This is a genomic window from Streptomyces sp. NPDC090108 (assembly GCF_044747185.1).
Taxonomy (GTDB): domain Bacteria; phylum Actinomycetota; class Actinomycetes; order Streptomycetales; family Streptomycetaceae; genus Streptomyces.
The window spans coordinates 717708-733376 of record NZ_JBIVDQ010000002.1 but is presented as its reverse complement, the minus strand read 5'-3'; the positions used below and the strand labels follow the sequence as shown (position 1 = coordinate 733376).

Annotated in this window: 17 protein-coding genes and 1 pseudogene; 7 read left to right on the top strand and 11 right to left on the bottom strand. The window is 69.9% G+C overall.

All coding sequences use genetic code 11. From position 1 onward, the window contains the following. The 4 genes and pseudogenes from ACIPRD_RS08310 to ACIPRD_RS08295 all read right to left on the bottom strand — a co-directional run. Positions 1 to 263 (bottom strand): hypothetical protein (locus ACIPRD_RS08310; RefSeq protein WP_401561181.1); only part of this gene is annotated, 263 nt, incomplete at its 3' end. A gap of 1266 nt (positions 264 to 1529) precedes the next feature. After that, positions 1530 to 1907 (bottom strand): SpoIIE family protein phosphatase, encoded by a 378-nt coding sequence (locus tag ACIPRD_RS08305; protein ID WP_401561885.1) that lies wholly within the window; start codon positions 1905 to 1907, stop codon positions 1530 to 1532. Between the two features lie 44 nt (positions 1908 to 1951). Next, positions 1952 to 2023, bottom strand: a pseudogene (locus ACIPRD_RS08300) (hypothetical protein); the annotation flags it as partial. 201 nt (positions 2024 to 2224) lie between these two features. Further along, positions 2225 to 2389 (bottom strand): hypothetical protein, encoded by a 165-nt coding sequence (locus ACIPRD_RS08295; protein ID WP_401561178.1) that lies wholly within the window; start codon positions 2387 to 2389, stop codon positions 2225 to 2227. 87 nt (positions 2390 to 2476) lie between these two features. On the opposite strand from ACIPRD_RS08295, the gene ACIPRD_RS08290 reads away from it, so the two are divergent. Next, complete coding sequence (locus ACIPRD_RS08290; RefSeq protein ID WP_356409179.1) at positions 2477 to 2854, top strand: DUF5958 family protein; 378 nt, start codon at positions 2477 to 2479, stop codon at positions 2852 to 2854. Between the two features lie 186 nt (positions 2855 to 3040). Here the strand turns inward: ACIPRD_RS08290 and ACIPRD_RS08285 are convergent, their stop codons facing one another. Beyond that, positions 3041 to 3199 carry a hypothetical protein gene (locus ACIPRD_RS08285; RefSeq protein ID WP_401561175.1) on the bottom strand — a complete coding sequence of 53 codons (159 nt, stop codon included), beginning with the start codon at positions 3197 to 3199 and terminating at the stop codon, positions 3041 to 3043. Positions 3200 to 4296: 1097 nt separating this feature from the next. Here ACIPRD_RS08285 and ACIPRD_RS08280 point away from each other — a divergent pair. Then, a complete protein-coding gene (locus ACIPRD_RS08280; RefSeq protein WP_356409185.1) occupies positions 4297 to 4518 on the top strand; it encodes a hypothetical protein in 222 nt (73 codons plus the stop codon). A gap of 6 nt (positions 4519 to 4524) precedes the next feature. Then, the gene (locus ACIPRD_RS08275; RefSeq protein WP_401561172.1) at positions 4525 to 6069 is read left to right on the top strand and encodes a helix-turn-helix domain-containing protein; all 1545 of its coding nucleotides are present in this window, start codon (positions 4525 to 4527) and stop codon (positions 6067 to 6069) included. 106 nt (positions 6070 to 6175) lie between these two features. On the opposite strand, the gene ACIPRD_RS08270 is transcribed toward ACIPRD_RS08275, so the two are convergent. The 4 genes from ACIPRD_RS08270 to ACIPRD_RS08255 all read right to left on the bottom strand — a co-directional run bounded on the left by ACIPRD_RS08270 (position 6176) and on the right by ACIPRD_RS08255 (position 9619). After that, positions 6176 to 7240, bottom strand: a complete 1065-nt coding sequence (locus tag ACIPRD_RS08270) for a cation diffusion facilitator family transporter (protein WP_401561169.1) — start codon at positions 7238 to 7240, stop codon at positions 6176 to 6178. A gap of 575 nt (positions 7241 to 7815) precedes the next feature. Then, on the bottom strand, positions 7816 to 8268 hold the full coding sequence (locus tag ACIPRD_RS08265; RefSeq protein WP_401561166.1) for an ASCH domain-containing protein: 453 nt from the start codon (positions 8266 to 8268) through the stop codon (positions 7816 to 7818). A 135-nt stretch (positions 8269 to 8403) separates the two neighbouring features. Continuing rightward, a complete protein-coding gene (locus ACIPRD_RS08260; RefSeq protein WP_401561164.1) occupies positions 8404 to 9189 on the bottom strand; it encodes an alpha/beta fold hydrolase in 786 nt (261 codons plus the stop codon). 184 nt (positions 9190 to 9373) lie between these two features. Continuing rightward, a complete protein-coding gene (locus tag ACIPRD_RS08255) occupies positions 9374 to 9619 on the bottom strand; it encodes a DUF2283 domain-containing protein (protein ID WP_401561161.1) in 246 nt (81 codons plus the stop codon). A gap of 26 nt (positions 9620 to 9645) precedes the next feature. Between ACIPRD_RS08255 and ACIPRD_RS08250 the strand changes: the two genes are divergently transcribed. The 3 genes from ACIPRD_RS08250 to ACIPRD_RS08240 all read left to right on the top strand — a co-directional run bounded on the left by ACIPRD_RS08250 (position 9646) and on the right by ACIPRD_RS08240 (position 11902). Next, entirely contained in the window at positions 9646 to 9885 is a 240-nt protein-coding gene (locus ACIPRD_RS08250) for a hypothetical protein (protein ID WP_401561159.1), read from the top strand. Positions 9886 to 9987: 102 nt separating this feature from the next. Then, the gene (locus ACIPRD_RS08245) at positions 9988 to 11253 is read left to right on the top strand and encodes an RCC1 domain-containing protein (RefSeq protein WP_401561157.1); all 1266 of its coding nucleotides are present in this window, start codon (positions 9988 to 9990) and stop codon (positions 11251 to 11253) included. 229 nt (positions 11254 to 11482) lie between these two features. Next, positions 11483 to 11902 (top strand): CBS domain-containing protein, encoded by a 420-nt coding sequence (locus tag ACIPRD_RS08240; RefSeq protein WP_401561154.1) that lies wholly within the window; start codon positions 11483 to 11485, stop codon positions 11900 to 11902. Between the two features lie 200 nt (positions 11903 to 12102). Here ACIPRD_RS08240 and ACIPRD_RS08235 read toward each other — a convergent pair whose 3' ends face one another. Beyond that, a complete protein-coding gene (locus tag ACIPRD_RS08235; protein WP_401561151.1) occupies positions 12103 to 12882 on the bottom strand; it encodes a hypothetical protein in 780 nt (259 codons plus the stop codon). A 284-nt stretch (positions 12883 to 13166) separates the two neighbouring features. Next, on the bottom strand, positions 13167 to 13979 hold the full coding sequence (locus tag ACIPRD_RS08230) for a hypothetical protein (RefSeq protein ID WP_401561149.1): 813 nt from the start codon (positions 13977 to 13979) through the stop codon (positions 13167 to 13169). 552 nt (positions 13980 to 14531) lie between these two features. Between ACIPRD_RS08230 and ACIPRD_RS08225 the strand changes: the two genes are divergently transcribed. Beyond that, positions 14532 to 15662, top strand: a complete 1131-nt coding sequence (locus ACIPRD_RS08225) for a hypothetical protein (protein ID WP_401561147.1) — start codon at positions 14532 to 14534, stop codon at positions 15660 to 15662. Positions 15663 to 15669 lie beyond the last annotated feature (7 nt).

Below are 15669 nucleotides of genomic sequence, written 5' to 3'. Positions count from 1 at the left end.
CCGCGGTTCGACGGCACCTCCAGAGTCCTTCGCCGCGGTTCGACGGCACCTCCAGAGTCCTTCGCCGCGGTTCGACGGCACCTCCAGAGTCCTTCGTCGCGGTTCGGCCCCCCGTGGCCCGCCTGCGGGTTGTCACCCGCGACCTCGCGGACACGTCCGGCCTCGGCCAGGGCGACCGGGGTGGCCGGGCGGTTGTCGACGGCGTGCGGGACGCGCCGCTCAGCGGGGTCCGGGGGCGCCGGAACCTCGTGGGGCTCGCGCATCCGACGCTCCTCACGCACCGGTCGGCCGGTGGGAGGGGTGGGGGCTGCTCCTGCGGGCGGCGAGCTGCGGACCCCCTCAGCCGCGTCCGGATGCCGAACCGGACGGCCCACCCGGCGCGCCTGTGACGAGGACGCCGCGCGTGACGCGGTTGGGAGAGGGAGGGCCGGGAACTCGGCAGAACATGATCGGCAGAGGAAGTGGCCGCTGCGGAAGCGGGCCGTCCCGTCGCGGGTGGCCGGCGACCGGCCACGGCCGTTCCGGAGCTGTCGTCCCCTCGGAGCGTCACCGAGTCGTGGCCGGAAGGGAGAGCCACTCATGACCCCGACCCTGCGGGCCTCGGCCCGTCCGGTACTCATCGGCGCGGCAACGGGGCTGCGCAGCCAGTGGGGGCTGGCGGCACTCGCTCTGACCTCCTCCGCGCCGGATGGTTCGTCCCCGGTCCGGCGTTTTCTGTGCGGCCCGTGGGTGAGCGGTGCGGCGGTGGCGGCAGCCGCGGCGGAGTTCGTCGCTGACAAGTCGACGCTCGTGCCCAGTCGCCTGTCCGGGCCGGGCCTGGTTCCGCGGCTCGCGCTCGGCGCCACGACAGGGGCTCTCGTCACACAGCGTCGTCGTCCGGGAGGGGCCGGCCTCGTCGTGGCGGCGGCCATGGGAAGCGCCGCCGCGTTCGGTGCGGCCGCCGCCGGAGTGGCGTGGCGCCGCGTCGGCGGGTCCGTGCTCCCCGGTGACGGCCTTGCCGCCGCCCTGGAGGACGTCACGGCCGCCGCTCTGGCCTGGGGAGCCTGCACGGCACCTCCGGTCGGAGTGCCGCCGCGTCACCGGCGCAGGATGCTCAGGCCGCCTACCGGCCCCGCGATCGTGGGCTGTGCCGCCCGCTGGGGATGGGACCTTCACCGCCACAGGCGGGCACGTCGACGGCACGGCCGCGGCCGATGATCCCGGGCGCAACCGTGGCGCAGGATCCTCGGCTCCGGACCGTCGATGCTTCGACAGGGACCGGTGCGGGCCCGCAGCGGCGAGCGAGGGGGCGGTGGGCGTGCTGCGCGGCGCGAGCGGGACGGGTCCTCGGCTCCTCCCACACCGCGGCCGGCTCACGTTCGACGAGTTGATGCCGGAGGCTCCTCGCCGCCTCCTTCTGGGCACCCCGCCGCTCGGGGGGGGCGGCCGTGAGAGGACCGGTCTCCGCGCCACCCGGAAAAGGCGGCCCCCTCCCCTGCCGACCCGGGAGCCGGGGACAGTGCGGCAGCCGGCGGGCGGGGTGGGGTTCATCAGCCGGCGCTGTTTGGCGCCCGCGGGGATCCGCGCGTGACCCGCAGGGCGAGCAGGGCGACGTCGTCGTCCGGCGCGGCGCCCGCGACCCGGTCGGCGATCTTGGTCAGGAGGTCGTGCAGCGGTGTGCCGGCACCTTCGTCGAGCAGGGTGGCGGCGGCGCACCGCGTGCCGCTGTCGATGTCGTTGCCGGGGCGCCGTTCGACGAGTCCGTCGGTGTAGAGCAGGAGGGTGGCGCCGACGGGCAGACGCAGGTGTCGTTGAGCTCCTCCGATGCGCGCAGCACCCGTTCGGAGCGTGCCGGCAGGGCGGCGGCCTCGGCGCGGGCCTCCTCGGCCTGCCGGGACACGATCCTCAGCCGCAGTTCCGCACTGCATGCGGCGGCCAGGTCCGCCAGCGCGTCCATTTCCTGCTCGCTCCACCGTTGGGGCCGGGTGTCGAGTGCGCACAGGAGGCCCAGGACCAGGCCCTCGGGGTCGACGACGAGCGGCATGCCGGCGTATCCGGCCGCCTTCAAGTAGGGACCATGACCACCGGGCCGCTCCGGGTGCGCGCGTCGAGGCGGGCGTCCGTGACCACCAGTGGCCTGCCCGTATGCACCACGTACGCGCACAACGATCGCTACAGTCCCGGCAGCGCGGTTGACGATCGCTTGTTGACCTCAGGGATGCACCTGGTCCCCGGCCCAAGTGACTCACTCACCCTCGTCCCTGTTCAGGTACAGCGGGGAGGAGAGGTTCGTGTCCATGTCCAGGAACCACATGGTGACGGCGTGTTCGAACTTCGTGCAGGCGTTGAGGTGCTGGGCGATGAGGTGGGCGACGTACCGGGCAACGGCAGGGTGCTGCCATCGGGTCACCCAATAAGCGGGGTGCTCGCGAGAGCTCTAAAGCGTAACGTCAGCCCACAACCGTGGGGGTGGAAGCCTGTGCTGTACGCACACGAGGTGATCCTGAACGAACTTGCACAAGGCCTTAGGCCGACGACTGAGGGTGTCGAGTGGTTCGAGGGCCTTGTCGAGGACGACCAGCGGAAGGTTCTGCACGCACTGGTGCTGTTCTGCGGGCAGGCTCGCGCTCGCTCGGGCGACGTGCCGGAGAGCATCGCGCGTTCCGGCATTCGCGCGACTCATACCCCGGCGGTGATGCTCACGAAGTGGCGCTTCGGCATGGAGAACCTTCCGGCCTACGAACTCACCAAGTCATTCCGCCTGCTCGTCGCCCTCTTCACCATCGCGGATACCCGCCGGCGATCGCTGTACTGCGCCGGGGGATGTACTCACGCGTGGCACAACCTGCCTGCTCCCCTGCGGGATACCACCTGAGGTGACTTCTAGCCCGGGGTCATGTCGGGGGGCTTGGTGAGCTGGGTTTCTGCTGCTCAGGGGCGGTGGGCTTGGGCGCCTAGTGGTCGTAGTTGGTCGCCCCGCTCTGCCGTCTGCACCCCGTGCTCAACGAAGGGGGCCGCTTGTCGCGCGATACGGCTGAAGCAGAGGCAAGGATGAAGGGGATCAGGTTCCCTGCCTGGTACGGAAAACCTTCAGCTCATCGACGCCGAAGCGCGCGGGTTCGCCGGGGACGAGCTCGTGGTCGTCCTGACCGAAGCAGACAGCTCGTGGTGGGACGTCAGGGCCGTCGACGAGCGCCTGCTCAGCGAACTTCGTCGGCACTACCCGGATGCGACAGACCTCTGAGCCGTTCACTTCGTTGCGGCGGTCGCAGAGCATGCTGTTGAGACCAGTCCGCCAGCCACCTCTGTTGCCGTGACTTTGCGGGGCTCACCTGGCGTGATGCCTCAAGCAGCATCTCCGCTGGTGAAGGGGTCTTCGGGCACTTCCTGCGAAGTACCCCGGCAGGATTCGAACCTGCTCACGACTCCGGAGGCCGATTCCCACGGGGCGATCGGCGCGCTTGCGCGGCTCGGTGGCAGGGTGCGGCACGTCCGGCGGTTTCCGGCCAGGCGGCGGTGGGCGTGTGCGTAGCCGTGGCCCGGGGCTCGGAAGCGGCTTCGGTGAGCCGGACCGGCGCGCGACAGGGCCGGAGGTTCGCGGATCCGCAAGTTCACAGATCCGCGAGTTCACAGATCCCCGAGTTCCGAGGTCCGGGAGTCCGGAGGCCACACATCCGGCGGTCACCGGAGGCCACACATCCGGAGGTCCACACGTTCGCGGGCCCCAGGCCCGCAGAAAGGTCTGGCGCCGCGATGGCGGCGCCAGAACAGTCGAGCGTGTCCCGCGGCAACGGTTCCGCTCGGTCTCCTAGGTGGCTGTGTTGCCCGCAGTACTTCGGAGAGCCCAATGACGGCCGTGAGGCGCACAGTCGGGCACGAACAAAGATCAGGCATGTCGGCACGAAGGTCAAGGCCGGGACGAGGCTGCGGGAACGAGGAGGGGCATTGCCGTCCCGAGCTGCGACGACATGGGTCGCGGCATGCCACGAAGCCGTAGTGGATCGCGGGACACCCTTGCGGATTGTCACACTCAGTGACAATCGCGGCCGTCGAAAGGTGGGACGCAACTGCGGAAAGGAACCTGCGCCACCGCCCACGAGCAGGCGCGATGCCGGACCGATGTCCGCGCCGGGTCCAGACCTTCAAAGGGACACAACTGCGGATTGCCCGCCCGGCAGTTAGTGCTGGCGCCCGGGATGCTGCAACATCGCTAACCACCGCGGGCGGCGGCAACCGCCCCGGCAGCCAGCACCATCCACACCATCGGCAAGTACGCCCGCAGTGACAGTAGTTGAGCCCAGAACAAACAGTTAGGTCATGAAGTTGAACCACACCAAGTGCGGGACCTCCCGCCCCCTGACGGGGACCGAGGCCGCCGTCCTCATCGTGATCATCATCGTCGCCGGTGCCCTGGCCGCAGCCGGCTGGCCGGCCGTCAGCATGATCGTCGTCACGCTCAAGGCACTCTCCCTCGGCTACCGCCTCCTGATGCAACTGCGCCGCGGCCGCACGGTCACGGCGCGGCCCGTTCAGGCCTGATCCGCGATGGCGCGCCGCGAGAACGCCATTCCCCCGTGCAGTCGTTCGCTGCGTTCCCTGGCGACCTGGCTGCGCGAGGGCAGGGACGCCGCCGCACTGACCTACGAACAGCTCGCCGCTCGTACGGAGTTCAGCGCGGACACTCTCGCGCGCGCCGCCTCGGGGCGCAGCGTGCCCCAGAACCCGGCGGTGGTCCTTGCCTACGCCGCGGCCTGCGAGCGCAGCACGAGGGAAGCCGAGCGGCTGTGGAAGCACGCCAGGCGCGACGAGGCCCGTGCCCAGGGCGTGGTCGACGGGCACCGCAGCGGAGTGCACATCAGCGTCGTGAAGGACTTCGCAGATCTGCACTCCGCGCTCGTCGACCTGCATCACGACGACGGCCGCCCACCACTGCGCTCCCTCGATGCCCGTGCGGGTGGCATCGGGCGGCTGCCGCACAGCACCGTCGGGCGCGTCCTCAAAGGCCGTTCCACGCCGAGCCGTATGTTCGTCGCGGCCTTCGCCGAGGCCTGCAACGTCCGCAGGAGCGAGCTGCCCGAGTGGACGAAGGCCTGGGACCGTGCCGACGCCGACCGGCGCAGCAGCCGTCTGCGCTCCCGCAGGCCCGACACCGCCCAACGTCTCGTGTTCCACGACCGCGTCACCCCGCGGGACCTCCAACTGCTGATGAGCGAGATGGAGTCGACCTCCCGCAGGGCCCCCGCCCTCAAGCTCACCGTTCATGTGCCCGACCCGGCCTCAGCCGACGCGGACGCCGTCGCGCGGATGAGCCGGGAACTCCTCATCGACCAGGCGCAGCGTCGCGGAGAGCTCGCGTGTCCACGCTGTCGCCGTCCCTCCTTCGGTTTCAGCAGCGAGCGCGGCTGGACATCACAGCTGTGCTCCGACTGCGCTGCCGCCACGCCCTCGGAGGCCGGCGCGTCCGCTCCCCCTGCCGACGCTCCCACGCTCGTACTACGGCTGCCCGGGCCCGGTCCGTCACCGGATCACGCGTCGGACACCCCCACCCTGTCCCTGCGGGTGACCGACGTCCGGCCCCCTCTGCCCCGACGGCAGACCACACGAACATGGCCCCAGGCGTCCGCGCCCCATCCCACGCCGGCCCTGAACGCCGCGACGATCACCACCCTCGACGAAACCCCCGGCTCGGCGGACTTCTTCTCCCCCCGCGTCATGCCTGTGCCCGCGAGGTCCTTCCTCATCCCAGCTCCTGCCCCTGCCCCTGCCGCGGTGAGATGTCCACTGGGCGACGACTGCCCCGACCACGGTGAGCATGCGGCCACCGCGGAATCGTCCCCAGGCGGTCCAGGCCCGGCAGCCCGACCGCTGACGACCCGCATCCGCATCAACGTCCCCGGCTCCCGGGCCGTCACGCCCGTGGGCTTCCGGCCGATCCCTCGCGTGGTCGTACGCCGTCACAGCGCGCCGGCCACCGCCCGGACCGAGCCCCGTACGCCCCCGCGCACCCCGGCTCCGGCTCCAGCGCCGGGCCCGGCCGACACGCAACGGGACGCTCGACCGTCCGCGTCGCGCGGTCGGGAAGACTGGTGAGCAAGCCGTCGTCCCGTACCGTCACCGGTAACGACCGCCTCACGGGCGGACCGGACTCTGTCTCCCGCACGCCTGCCATGCCCACATGTCCGGCTTCCGCGTCCGCTCAGCCGACTGCCGCGCCGCCCTCTCGTCCTTCTCGTCCCTCTCGTCCTTCTCGTCCGTCTCGTCGTGAGGGCCGACCGGCTGCTCGTGGAGCGGTGGCGGGGTCGTCGCCCCGCTCGTGGCCGTCGGGTGCCTCGGTGATGTCGAGGAACACGTGGTCGGCCTGCGGCCATTCGGTGCCGATCGTCCGCTTCAGCCGCACGCAGACCAGCTCGACCTCCTCGCTGTCCAGCCCGGGGGCCAGGTCGACGCGGGCGGCGACCAGGACGGAGTCCATGCCCAGGCGCATCGTCAGCAGGGCCGCGACGGTGTCGATCTCCGGCTGGGCGGCGAGGAAGCCGCCGATTCCGTCGCGCAGTTCCGTGTCGACGGCCTCGCCGATCAACTGGTCCCGCGCCTCCCTGGCGAGCCGGTAGGCGACGCCCACCAGCAGCAGACCGATGCCGATGGACGCGCCGGCCTCCCAGGCCACCTGCCCGGTCACCATGTGCAGTGCGATGCCGGCTCCCGCCAGGATCACACCGGCCACCGCGGTGGAGTCCTCCGCGATCACCGTGCGCAGTGCCGGGTCGCTCGTCCCGTCCTTGTGCCTGCGCGCCTGGTACAGCGCGCGGACCAGCGAGGCGCCCTCGGCCACCAGCGCCACACCGAGCACCACCAGCCCCGCGACATACCCGGTCGTCGACTCCCGCTCGTCCGCGCGCAGGGCCTGGACGCCCTGGTACACGGAGAAGCAGCCGCCCATGACGAAGATGCCCACCGCCGCGAGCAGTGCCCAGAAGAAGCGTTCCTTGCCGTAGCCGAAGGGGTGCCGGTCGTCCGGGGGGCGCCTGCTGCGCCGTACCGCGACGAGCAGGAACACCTCGTTCAGGCTGTCCGCGACCGAGTGCGCGGCCTCCGAGAGCAACGCGGGCGAGCCGGCCAGCAGTCCGGCGACCGCCTTGGCGGCGGCGATCAGCAGGTTCGCTCCGAGCGCCGCCAGAACGGTCACCTTCGTACGTCCGTCACGGCCCTCCGAACCGTCGCGGGTGTCCTGGTCCCCGCGCCGTCCGTCGTCCCTCGTCACCGCAGTCCTCCCGCCTTCAGCGCAATGTGTTTCACGGCCCCGAGGTCTTGGGCCTCGCGGCAGCAGCCGTGGACTTCCGCCTTCGGGGTCGTTCCACGTGCGGACCCGGATCTCCGTGTACGCCCGTTCCTCGGCGGGTCCGCGACCCAACCGGCCGGATTCCCCGCGCCGCCCGGGGCATGCGCGTTCCACCGGCCGGGCGTGCTCCTCCGGCACGCGGTCTGCGGATCTACGCCCTCGCGCGGGCGCCGGGCAGTCGGAACCGGGGCGCCGGGGAGTCGGAACCGGGTACGCGCAGCCGCCGACAGCCTCAGCCGGAGCTCTGTAGCCGCGAGCGGCCGAGCAGCCCGCCCCGCCGAACCGCCTCACTCCCCAAGACTGCCGGACAGTACGGACTGACCCTGCCTGCCACAGCGCGCGGCACGGGTGAATCCCCACCGACGGCGATGACGGGCCCGACCGCCCCCGACCGTCCCAGGTCAGCAGGCAGTCGAAGTCAGGGGGCTGCCATGCGGACCTGTGCGACCAGTTCCGTAGGTTCGTGCCCGTACGGCGGGTTCACGAAAGGCGGATCGTCAACGGCCGGGACGAAGGTCGGCGATGAGACGGAAGCGTTCCAGAACCGCCTGCGTCGCGTCGTCCACCGTGAACTCGGGGTCGTCCAACGCCGCACGCATCTCCTCGCTGTGCCAGAACCGCTCGTGGGCCGCCCGCCATTCAGCCACGCTGGTGTGTCCCTCTCCCTCGTCCACCACATGAGCGAGATCCACCTTGGCCAGTAGGACGACGCGTACGTCGGTCACCTCGATGACCGCGACGGGGCGGTCGTCCGAGTCGACGACCACCGAACGACTGCCGACCTCCGGCAAGGACTCCCCCTCGTGCTCGTAGTCGACGACGAGCCCGGTCGTGGAGGTCTTGGAACCGATGAGGATCGCTGCGACGAGCTGGTCCCGCAAGGGGCCGGGAAAGGCGAACTCGACCCTGGGCAACGAAGCGAAGTCCGGCGAAGCGGCATCAGTCGTCATGCGGCCACAGTAATCAGCCATGCCACGCGGGTCAGCGGGATGAGACCGCATGGTGCTGTTCATGGGTTTCGGCTCCGGCCCAGGTTTTGTGGTCCGTTACGGTGGATTACAGCTGAAGGTCTCGTTCGGGTAGGTTCACAGCGAACCGAGGAACTCGCCCACAGCCGCGGCGAACTCGTCTGGGACGGTCTCGTGGACGGTGTGTCCGGCAGGAAGTTCCCTGAGCTGGGCATGGGGGCGCCGCGTCGCCATGTCCTTCGCGTGCGCCGCGCTGAGCACTGTGCTCCGGCTGCCGCGGACAAGCAAGGCTGGGCAGTCGCTGGAGATCCAGTCGTTCCAGTGGTCCCCGTTGAGCTCCTGCTGCGAGGCATTCATGTCCTTCGGGTCGAAGGCAAGGCCCCATCCATCGGGATACTCACGGACGGCGTCTGTGAGATAGCTCGCCGAGGTGCCGAGTCCTTCCACCAGTTCGGCCCGGGTCGATGCCCGGTACGGCCAGTCCAGGCTGAAGGACAAGTCGTCATCGACCACGGCGCCGATGTCCTCGACGATCAGTGCGTCCACAAGTCCAGGGAACCGGGACGCGAGCTGGTAGGCGTTGACGCCGCCCAGAGAGTGGCCGAGTACGGCCGCCTGGTGGATCCCCAGATGTTGCAGCACCCTCGCTGCGTCCTCGACGTAGCCGGTGCGGGAGAAATCGGAAGACCTGTCGGAAAAGCCGTGTCCACGCTGGTCGAGGGCGATGATCCGCCAGGAGTTCTCCAGATTCCGGGCCAGTTGGGCGAAGGTGCGGCCTTCCCCGAAGTGCCCGTGCAGGGCGAGCAGAGGACGACCCGGACCGCCGAAGTCGAGGAAGGACAGGCGACGCCCGGCCACCGTCAAGGACGCGCGCTTCGGCTCGGGCGGGATCGTTGACGTCATGGTCGTCAGTATGCGGGGATCTGATGGCCCAAGGTCACGAAACGAGCGGCACCCGCTTACGCGGGAGCCTGAAGCCGGCACGTCCGACCTCAGGAAAGCTGTGCCAGAGCACGAGTCCTGGAAGCACCTGCTCAATGCCGTGAGCTTTTCCGGCCCGCTCGCCGCGAGCGTGGTGCTCGACCGATCACGCGCCGTCGGTGTCCAGTCGCTCCGCCGAATCGAGCAAATACTTGGGCAGTTTTGAACTGGCCGCCAACACCTCGATGCCGATGAGGCGGCCCTGCTCGTCGAAGTCGAGATTGATCATTCCGTCGACGTCCACTGGATCGCAGGGATACGTGCGCGCGGACTTCACGTGCGCCTGCGGTTCGGTGAGGTACACGTACGCTGCGTTCACGGTCCTGTCGTAGGTGACTCGGACGTCTGTCACAGTGAGCGTCTCCCTTGCTCTCGTTGATGCTGCCGCTGTCCTTGGCCATGGCACTGGCACTGGCACTGGCACTGGCCATGGCACTGGCACTGGCACTGGCACTGGCACTGGCACTGGCACTGGCACTGGCCACGACGACATCAGCCTGCCGTGGCAAGGTGCAAGGGCAGGACGGCCTTGACGATGCCGGTGATGCGGGGCGTGCTGCAACGGAGTTAGGGACCCGTTCCCTTGGGCTGTCAGTGGAATTGCTCTTGATCGTGTGACTACTTCGGCGTGCGGGTGAACGCGGGGGTGGGTTGCGGTCACGGGGCAGTCGGGAGCGCTACGAAGATCACGTCTTGCTCGATCTTCGAAAGGAACCTTCGGTGCGTCCCACTCGCACAGGTCATCGGCTCGCTGCCGCGTTCTGCTCACTCGCCGCCCTGCTCGCGCCGGTCGCCGCTCACGCGTCCGCCCTGGCCACGACTGCGCCGCGGCCCGCGACGGCGTCGGCCGGCAAGGAACTTGCCCAGGAGAAGCGGCTGAAATCCTGGGGCAACAACCGCTCCGGCCAGCTCGGCGACGGCACCTGGACCGATTTCCGGACCACGGCAACTACCGTGCTCGGGCTGACCAGCGCCGAGGTGGTGAAAATCGCCGCGGGTGGAGGCGGACCGACCACCGGTCACGGGCTGGCGCTCCTCACCGACCGCACCGTGCAGTCCTGGGGTGCGAACGGCTCTGGCCAGCTCGGCGACGGCTCCGTGTTCTCCCACAACGCCCCGGGCCAGGTCGTCAACCTCTCCACTGCCCGGGACATCGCGGCGGGCGGCTGGCACAGCCTGGCCCTGCTCGACGACCAGACCGTGGTCGCCTGGGGCCGCAACAACTACGGCCAGCTCGGCAACGGCACCAATTCCGACAGCAGCGTCCCGGTCAGGGTCGAGGGCCTCGACAAAGTGGTCGCCATCGCCGCAGGCCTCAACCACAGCCTCGCCCTGCGCGAGGACGGCACCGTGTGGGCCTGGGGCTACAACATCAACGGCCAGCTCGGCGACGGCACGTCAGCCAGCCGGAACATCCCCGCCCCGGTGAGCGGCCTGACCGGGGTCACCAAGATCGCGGCCGGCTGCAACCACAACCTCGCGCTGGTCGGCCCTCCGAGCGGCGGCACCAAGCCCACCAGCGGCAACGTGGTCAAGGCATGGGGCTACAACGCCACCGGCCAGCTCGGCGACAACAGCACCGTCAACCGCTATGTCCCGGTCGACACCCAGGACGTCCGGCTCGGCGGGGTCGCGCAGATCGCTGCCGGCTGCAACCACAGCCTGGCCGTGACCGACAGCGACAACAAGCTCAGGACGTGGGGGCAGAACACGTCCGGACAGCTCGGGGACGGCACCACCGACTACCGGATCACTCCCGTCCCGGTCCCGGGTCTGAAGGGCGTCCAGCTGGTGGCCGGCGGCCGGGAGCACACCGTCGTCCTGCTCGGCGACAACACGGTCCGGTCCTGGGGCGCCAACGGCTCGGGCCAGCTGGGCAACGGAACCACCACCGAAAGCAGCACCCCCGTGACCACACTGACCGCCCTGACCGGAGCCGACAAGATCGCCGCGCCGGTCGGCGGCGACTTCAGCCTCGCCAACTGAGAATCGTCAGTCGGCCGGCCGACATCGTGACCGGCTGACGGCACGACTCGGCCTCGGCACCATCGACCGAGGTCGAGCCCCTCCGCGCGCCGACTGTACGGCCGCCAGGAGCTTCCCGTGCCGGACCCGGCGGAGTCGCGGTGAGGCCTGCGACGAGGGGTACCCGGCAGACGGGCGCGGTCCACCGTGCTCGACCCGGGTGTGAGAGGAGACCGAGATGACTGGGAACGTGCGCGACATCATGACGGCGGCGCCGACGGCTGTGGACGCTCGGACGTCGGTGGCATCCGTGGCCCGCGCGATGCGCGATCAGGACATCCACATCGTCCCGGTGACGGACGACGGTGGTCTGGTGGGGCTGGTCAGCGACCGCGACCTCGTGATCGGTGCCCTGGCCGACGGGGCCGACCCCCAGCAGACCACCGTGGCCCTCGCGGTGCGCGGCGATCTGATCACCGTAGGTGCCGATGAGGACATGGACGAGGCCACGACGACGATGCGTGAGCATGCGGCACGGCACGCCGCGGTGATCGAGGACGGCGAACTGATCGGCCTCGTCTGCATCGACGACCCCGGAGCCGACGCATCCTCGTCACCCCTGATCGCGCCGACGCCACCGGCGGGGCAGGACCAGGCGAACGTCGACTGACATGCGTACAGCGATACCGACCCCGCCGGAGGGCGTCGAATAAGCCGAATAAGCCACATGATCGGAACTGACCCAGCCCCTGGAAGGCCACCCTGGACACCGGGCACGAGTCGGTGCCCGACGATGTCCGCGGCAGCCCCGTACGCGTCGGGGGTGACCGTCAACTCGCCTCTGCAAGCAGCGGGGTCAGTCGCATCCGCTCAGCCGGCCGAAATGTTCCGGATCGCCTCGCGTGCCTCGGTGAGGGCCAGCTGCCTGATCTGGCCGCCGAACAACTGGATCGTCGTAGCGGTCAGGACGTCCGTCCTGCCTATGGTCCGCCGGCCGCCACCGCGGGTGGATCGGGCCCGGAGGGGATCCTCGAGGGGCGGAGGCGGCACCGGTTCGTCCGATATCACCGCGGTGACTGCACCGTAACGTCTGACCCCGGCCTCGCGGACCGCCATGGCCGCGTCCCGGGCGAGGTCGGTCAGGAACACGCTCGCGATTCCGTCCAGGTCACGGACCATCGCCGGGACGGCCGTCACCCCCTGGCTCCGCAGCAGTTTCCTGACCCCGGCCTCGAACCTGTGGGCGCCGACCACAGCACTCGGTCTGCGCGACCGGCTGCGCTTGGGAGGGCTGACGACGACACCCTGGGCGTCGTACACGACACCGGTCAGGCCTCGGAACGTCGGGCTGTGGCGGTACCACTTGTCCCCCACCTCGAGTTCGACGTTCCGGTCGATCGCCGAGACGAGGTCCCTGGGAATCAGCTTCTTCCGATTGTCCTCAGCGGCCGCGCTCCTCGCGCCGTCGATGATCTCCGTCAGCACTGTCCGCGTCACCGAGGCGGCGGCCCACGCGGCCGACCGGGAGACGTGCATCGTGGTCACGTCCCTGAACACCGCTCTGACGAGAGAAGGCCTGAACGGTGCGTCGTCCACGGCCGAGACGGTCCTGGGGCCGCCGCGCCGCGGGCGTGGGTGCTGTGCGGTCATCGGAAGTAACGCTCCCTGCTGTCGGAGTCATCGAAGACCCACACTTCACCACGCGGGCCCCCCTCTCTTCCCCCGGGTTCTCCGCAGAAGCGCCACCCGGTCGAGGGCTTGACGGGCACATCCCGACGATCGGCGACGGCAGCGGGTCCCGCGGGGAAGGTACCGCCGGTGGTCCCTCATCCGCGCCACACAGGTTGTCCCACAACGACCCCCAGGCGCCCCGCCCGTGACAACGGGGCGCCGTGGGGCTGTGGTGCTGTGGTGCTGTGGTGCTGTGCTGCGCGTTATGCGTCGGGGCCGAGGGTGGTCAGGTCGAACGCGTCACTGATCCCCTGGTAGCCGTCGCGGCTCAGGTTGACATGGTCGCCGACGTCGAGGTCTGCGGGCGCGGCGGCGGCGTTCAGCATCAGCACGGGCGGATCCGCGGTGCTCGCGGGGTCGGGTACGGCTACGGCCTCCTCCGCATCGACATAGCCGACGGTGGGTGTGGTGAAGTCGGACTGGTCGGTGATCCAGGTGTTGGTGTCGGTCCTGTTCGCGTCGACGGCGGCGGTGCACGGGACGTAGCCGTCGCAGGGCGTGAGGGTGGTGAAGACTACCTTGATGCCCCAGGCCCGCAACTGGTCGCGGAGCAGCCCGTAGGAGTTCTCCAGGGTGGTGTCGTCGGTGCCCGCCACGATGTCCTCCAGCCCGGTGTCGACGACCACTGTGGTGATGCCGGGAAGGTCGAGGACGTCACGGTCGAGGCGGGTGAGGACGGCGGGTCCGCCCCGGTCCTGTTCGGTGGCCATCCGGTTGTTCTCGATACCCGAGGCGACGACACCGTAGTCGGGCACGCCCAGGGTGTTGGCGCGCAGCGCGGCGCCGAGGTCGTCGGCGAGTCGCGGGGTGGAGAGACCCGCCGAGGTGGCGTCGGCGAAGGGATCGACCAGATGGTCACCGAGGACGGCCACGGTGGGCCGGTCGGCACCGGTGAGGACGTCGACGTCGGTGACGATGTCGTTCTTCGACAACTCCACCGACAACACGGCCGTCCCCACCAAGGGGGACGTGACGATGGTGCAGAAGGCCGACTCGGTCGCCGACGACGGCACCATCCACTACATCACGGTCCTGAAGCACACCTACGACTCCTACGGCCGCGAACTCACCGAGACCGACGCCGACAACCGGGTCACGACCACGGCCTACACCCCTGCCACCGGCCCTTCTCCGACCAGCATCAAGGTCACCCGCCCGAAGGTCACCGGCCAGACCGCCGGGTTCGCCACCACGACCACGCTGGACCCGGCCCGCGGCCTCGACCTGAAGACCACCGACCCGGCCGGCTACTCCACCACCAGCGGCTACGACCCGCTCGGCCGCCTCACCGCGGTATGGAGCCCGGGCTTCCCGACCGACAACAACCCCAACACGAAGTTCAGCTACGACCTCGAACCGGGCGCCCCGTCGACGGTCACCACCCAGACCCTGCTGGACAACAACACCTATCGCACCAGCATCTCGATCTACGACGCGATGCTGCGCCCGCGCGAGACGCAGACGGCGACGGCGGACGGGACATCACCGACAGCGTCTACGACAGCCACGGCTGGGCGGTCAGCTCCTCCGACGCCTACTACAACAGCGGTGCGCCCTCCGGCGCCCTGGTGGATGCCCCCGACAATCAGACCCCGTCGCAGACCGGCACGGTCTACGACGGCGCCGGCCGGGTCACCGCCGCCATCGCCTACCACTTCGCCTCCGAGACCTGGCGCACCACGACCGCCTACCCGGGCTCGGACCGCGTGGACGTCACGCCGCCCGCGGGCGCCACCCCGACCACGACGTACACCGACGCCCTGGGTCACACGGTCAAGCTGCTCCGCTATCACGGCAGTTCGCCCTCCGGCACCGCGGACACGGTCACCTACTCCTACGACGCGACGGGCAACCAGACCGGTCAGGACGACGGCCAGGGACACACCTGGTCCAGCCACTACGACCTGCTGGGCCGCCGCACCTCGCAGACCGACCCGGACACGGGTACGTCCTCCTCCGCGTACGACAACGCCGGTCAGCTGCTGCCCACGACCGACCAGCGCGGCAAGACCATCAGCTACCAGTACGACGAGATGGGCCGCAAGAAGGCCGCGTTCGACACGACCGGCGGTGCCTCCCAGACCACTGCGGACGAACTGGGCGCCTGGACGTACGACACCCTCAAGAAGGGGCTGCCGACCTCCTCCACCCGATACGTCGGAGGAACCGGCGGCACCGCCTACACCAGCAAGGTCCTCGGCTACGACAGTCACGGCTGGGCGCAGGCGAGCGAACTGGTCGTCCCCGCGGCCGAGGGTGCGCTGGCGGGCAACTACATCCACCAGAACACATACAACCTCACGGGCACTCTGCACAGTTACACGGACCAGGACCCGACCACGGTCAAACTGCCGGAGGAGACGGTCGGTTACACCTACGACGCCTACGACCGGCCGACCGCCGTCGCCGGCGACACCAACGGCTGGTCCTACGTCAACAAGCTCTCCTACAGCGAGTTCGACGAGCCCCAGCAGTTCACGTACGGCACGTCCGGCAACTTCGCCCAGCAGACGCTGTCCTACGACGACCAGACCCACCGGCTGAACGGCTCCACGACCACCATCCGGTCTGGTCCGCGATCGCGGACCAGACCGCCTACTCCTACCAGCCGTCCGGCAACGTCACGAAGATCACCGACAAGCTGGAGACCGGCCAGACCGACACCCAGTGCTTCGACTACGACTGGGCCCAGCGGCTGAAGGCGGC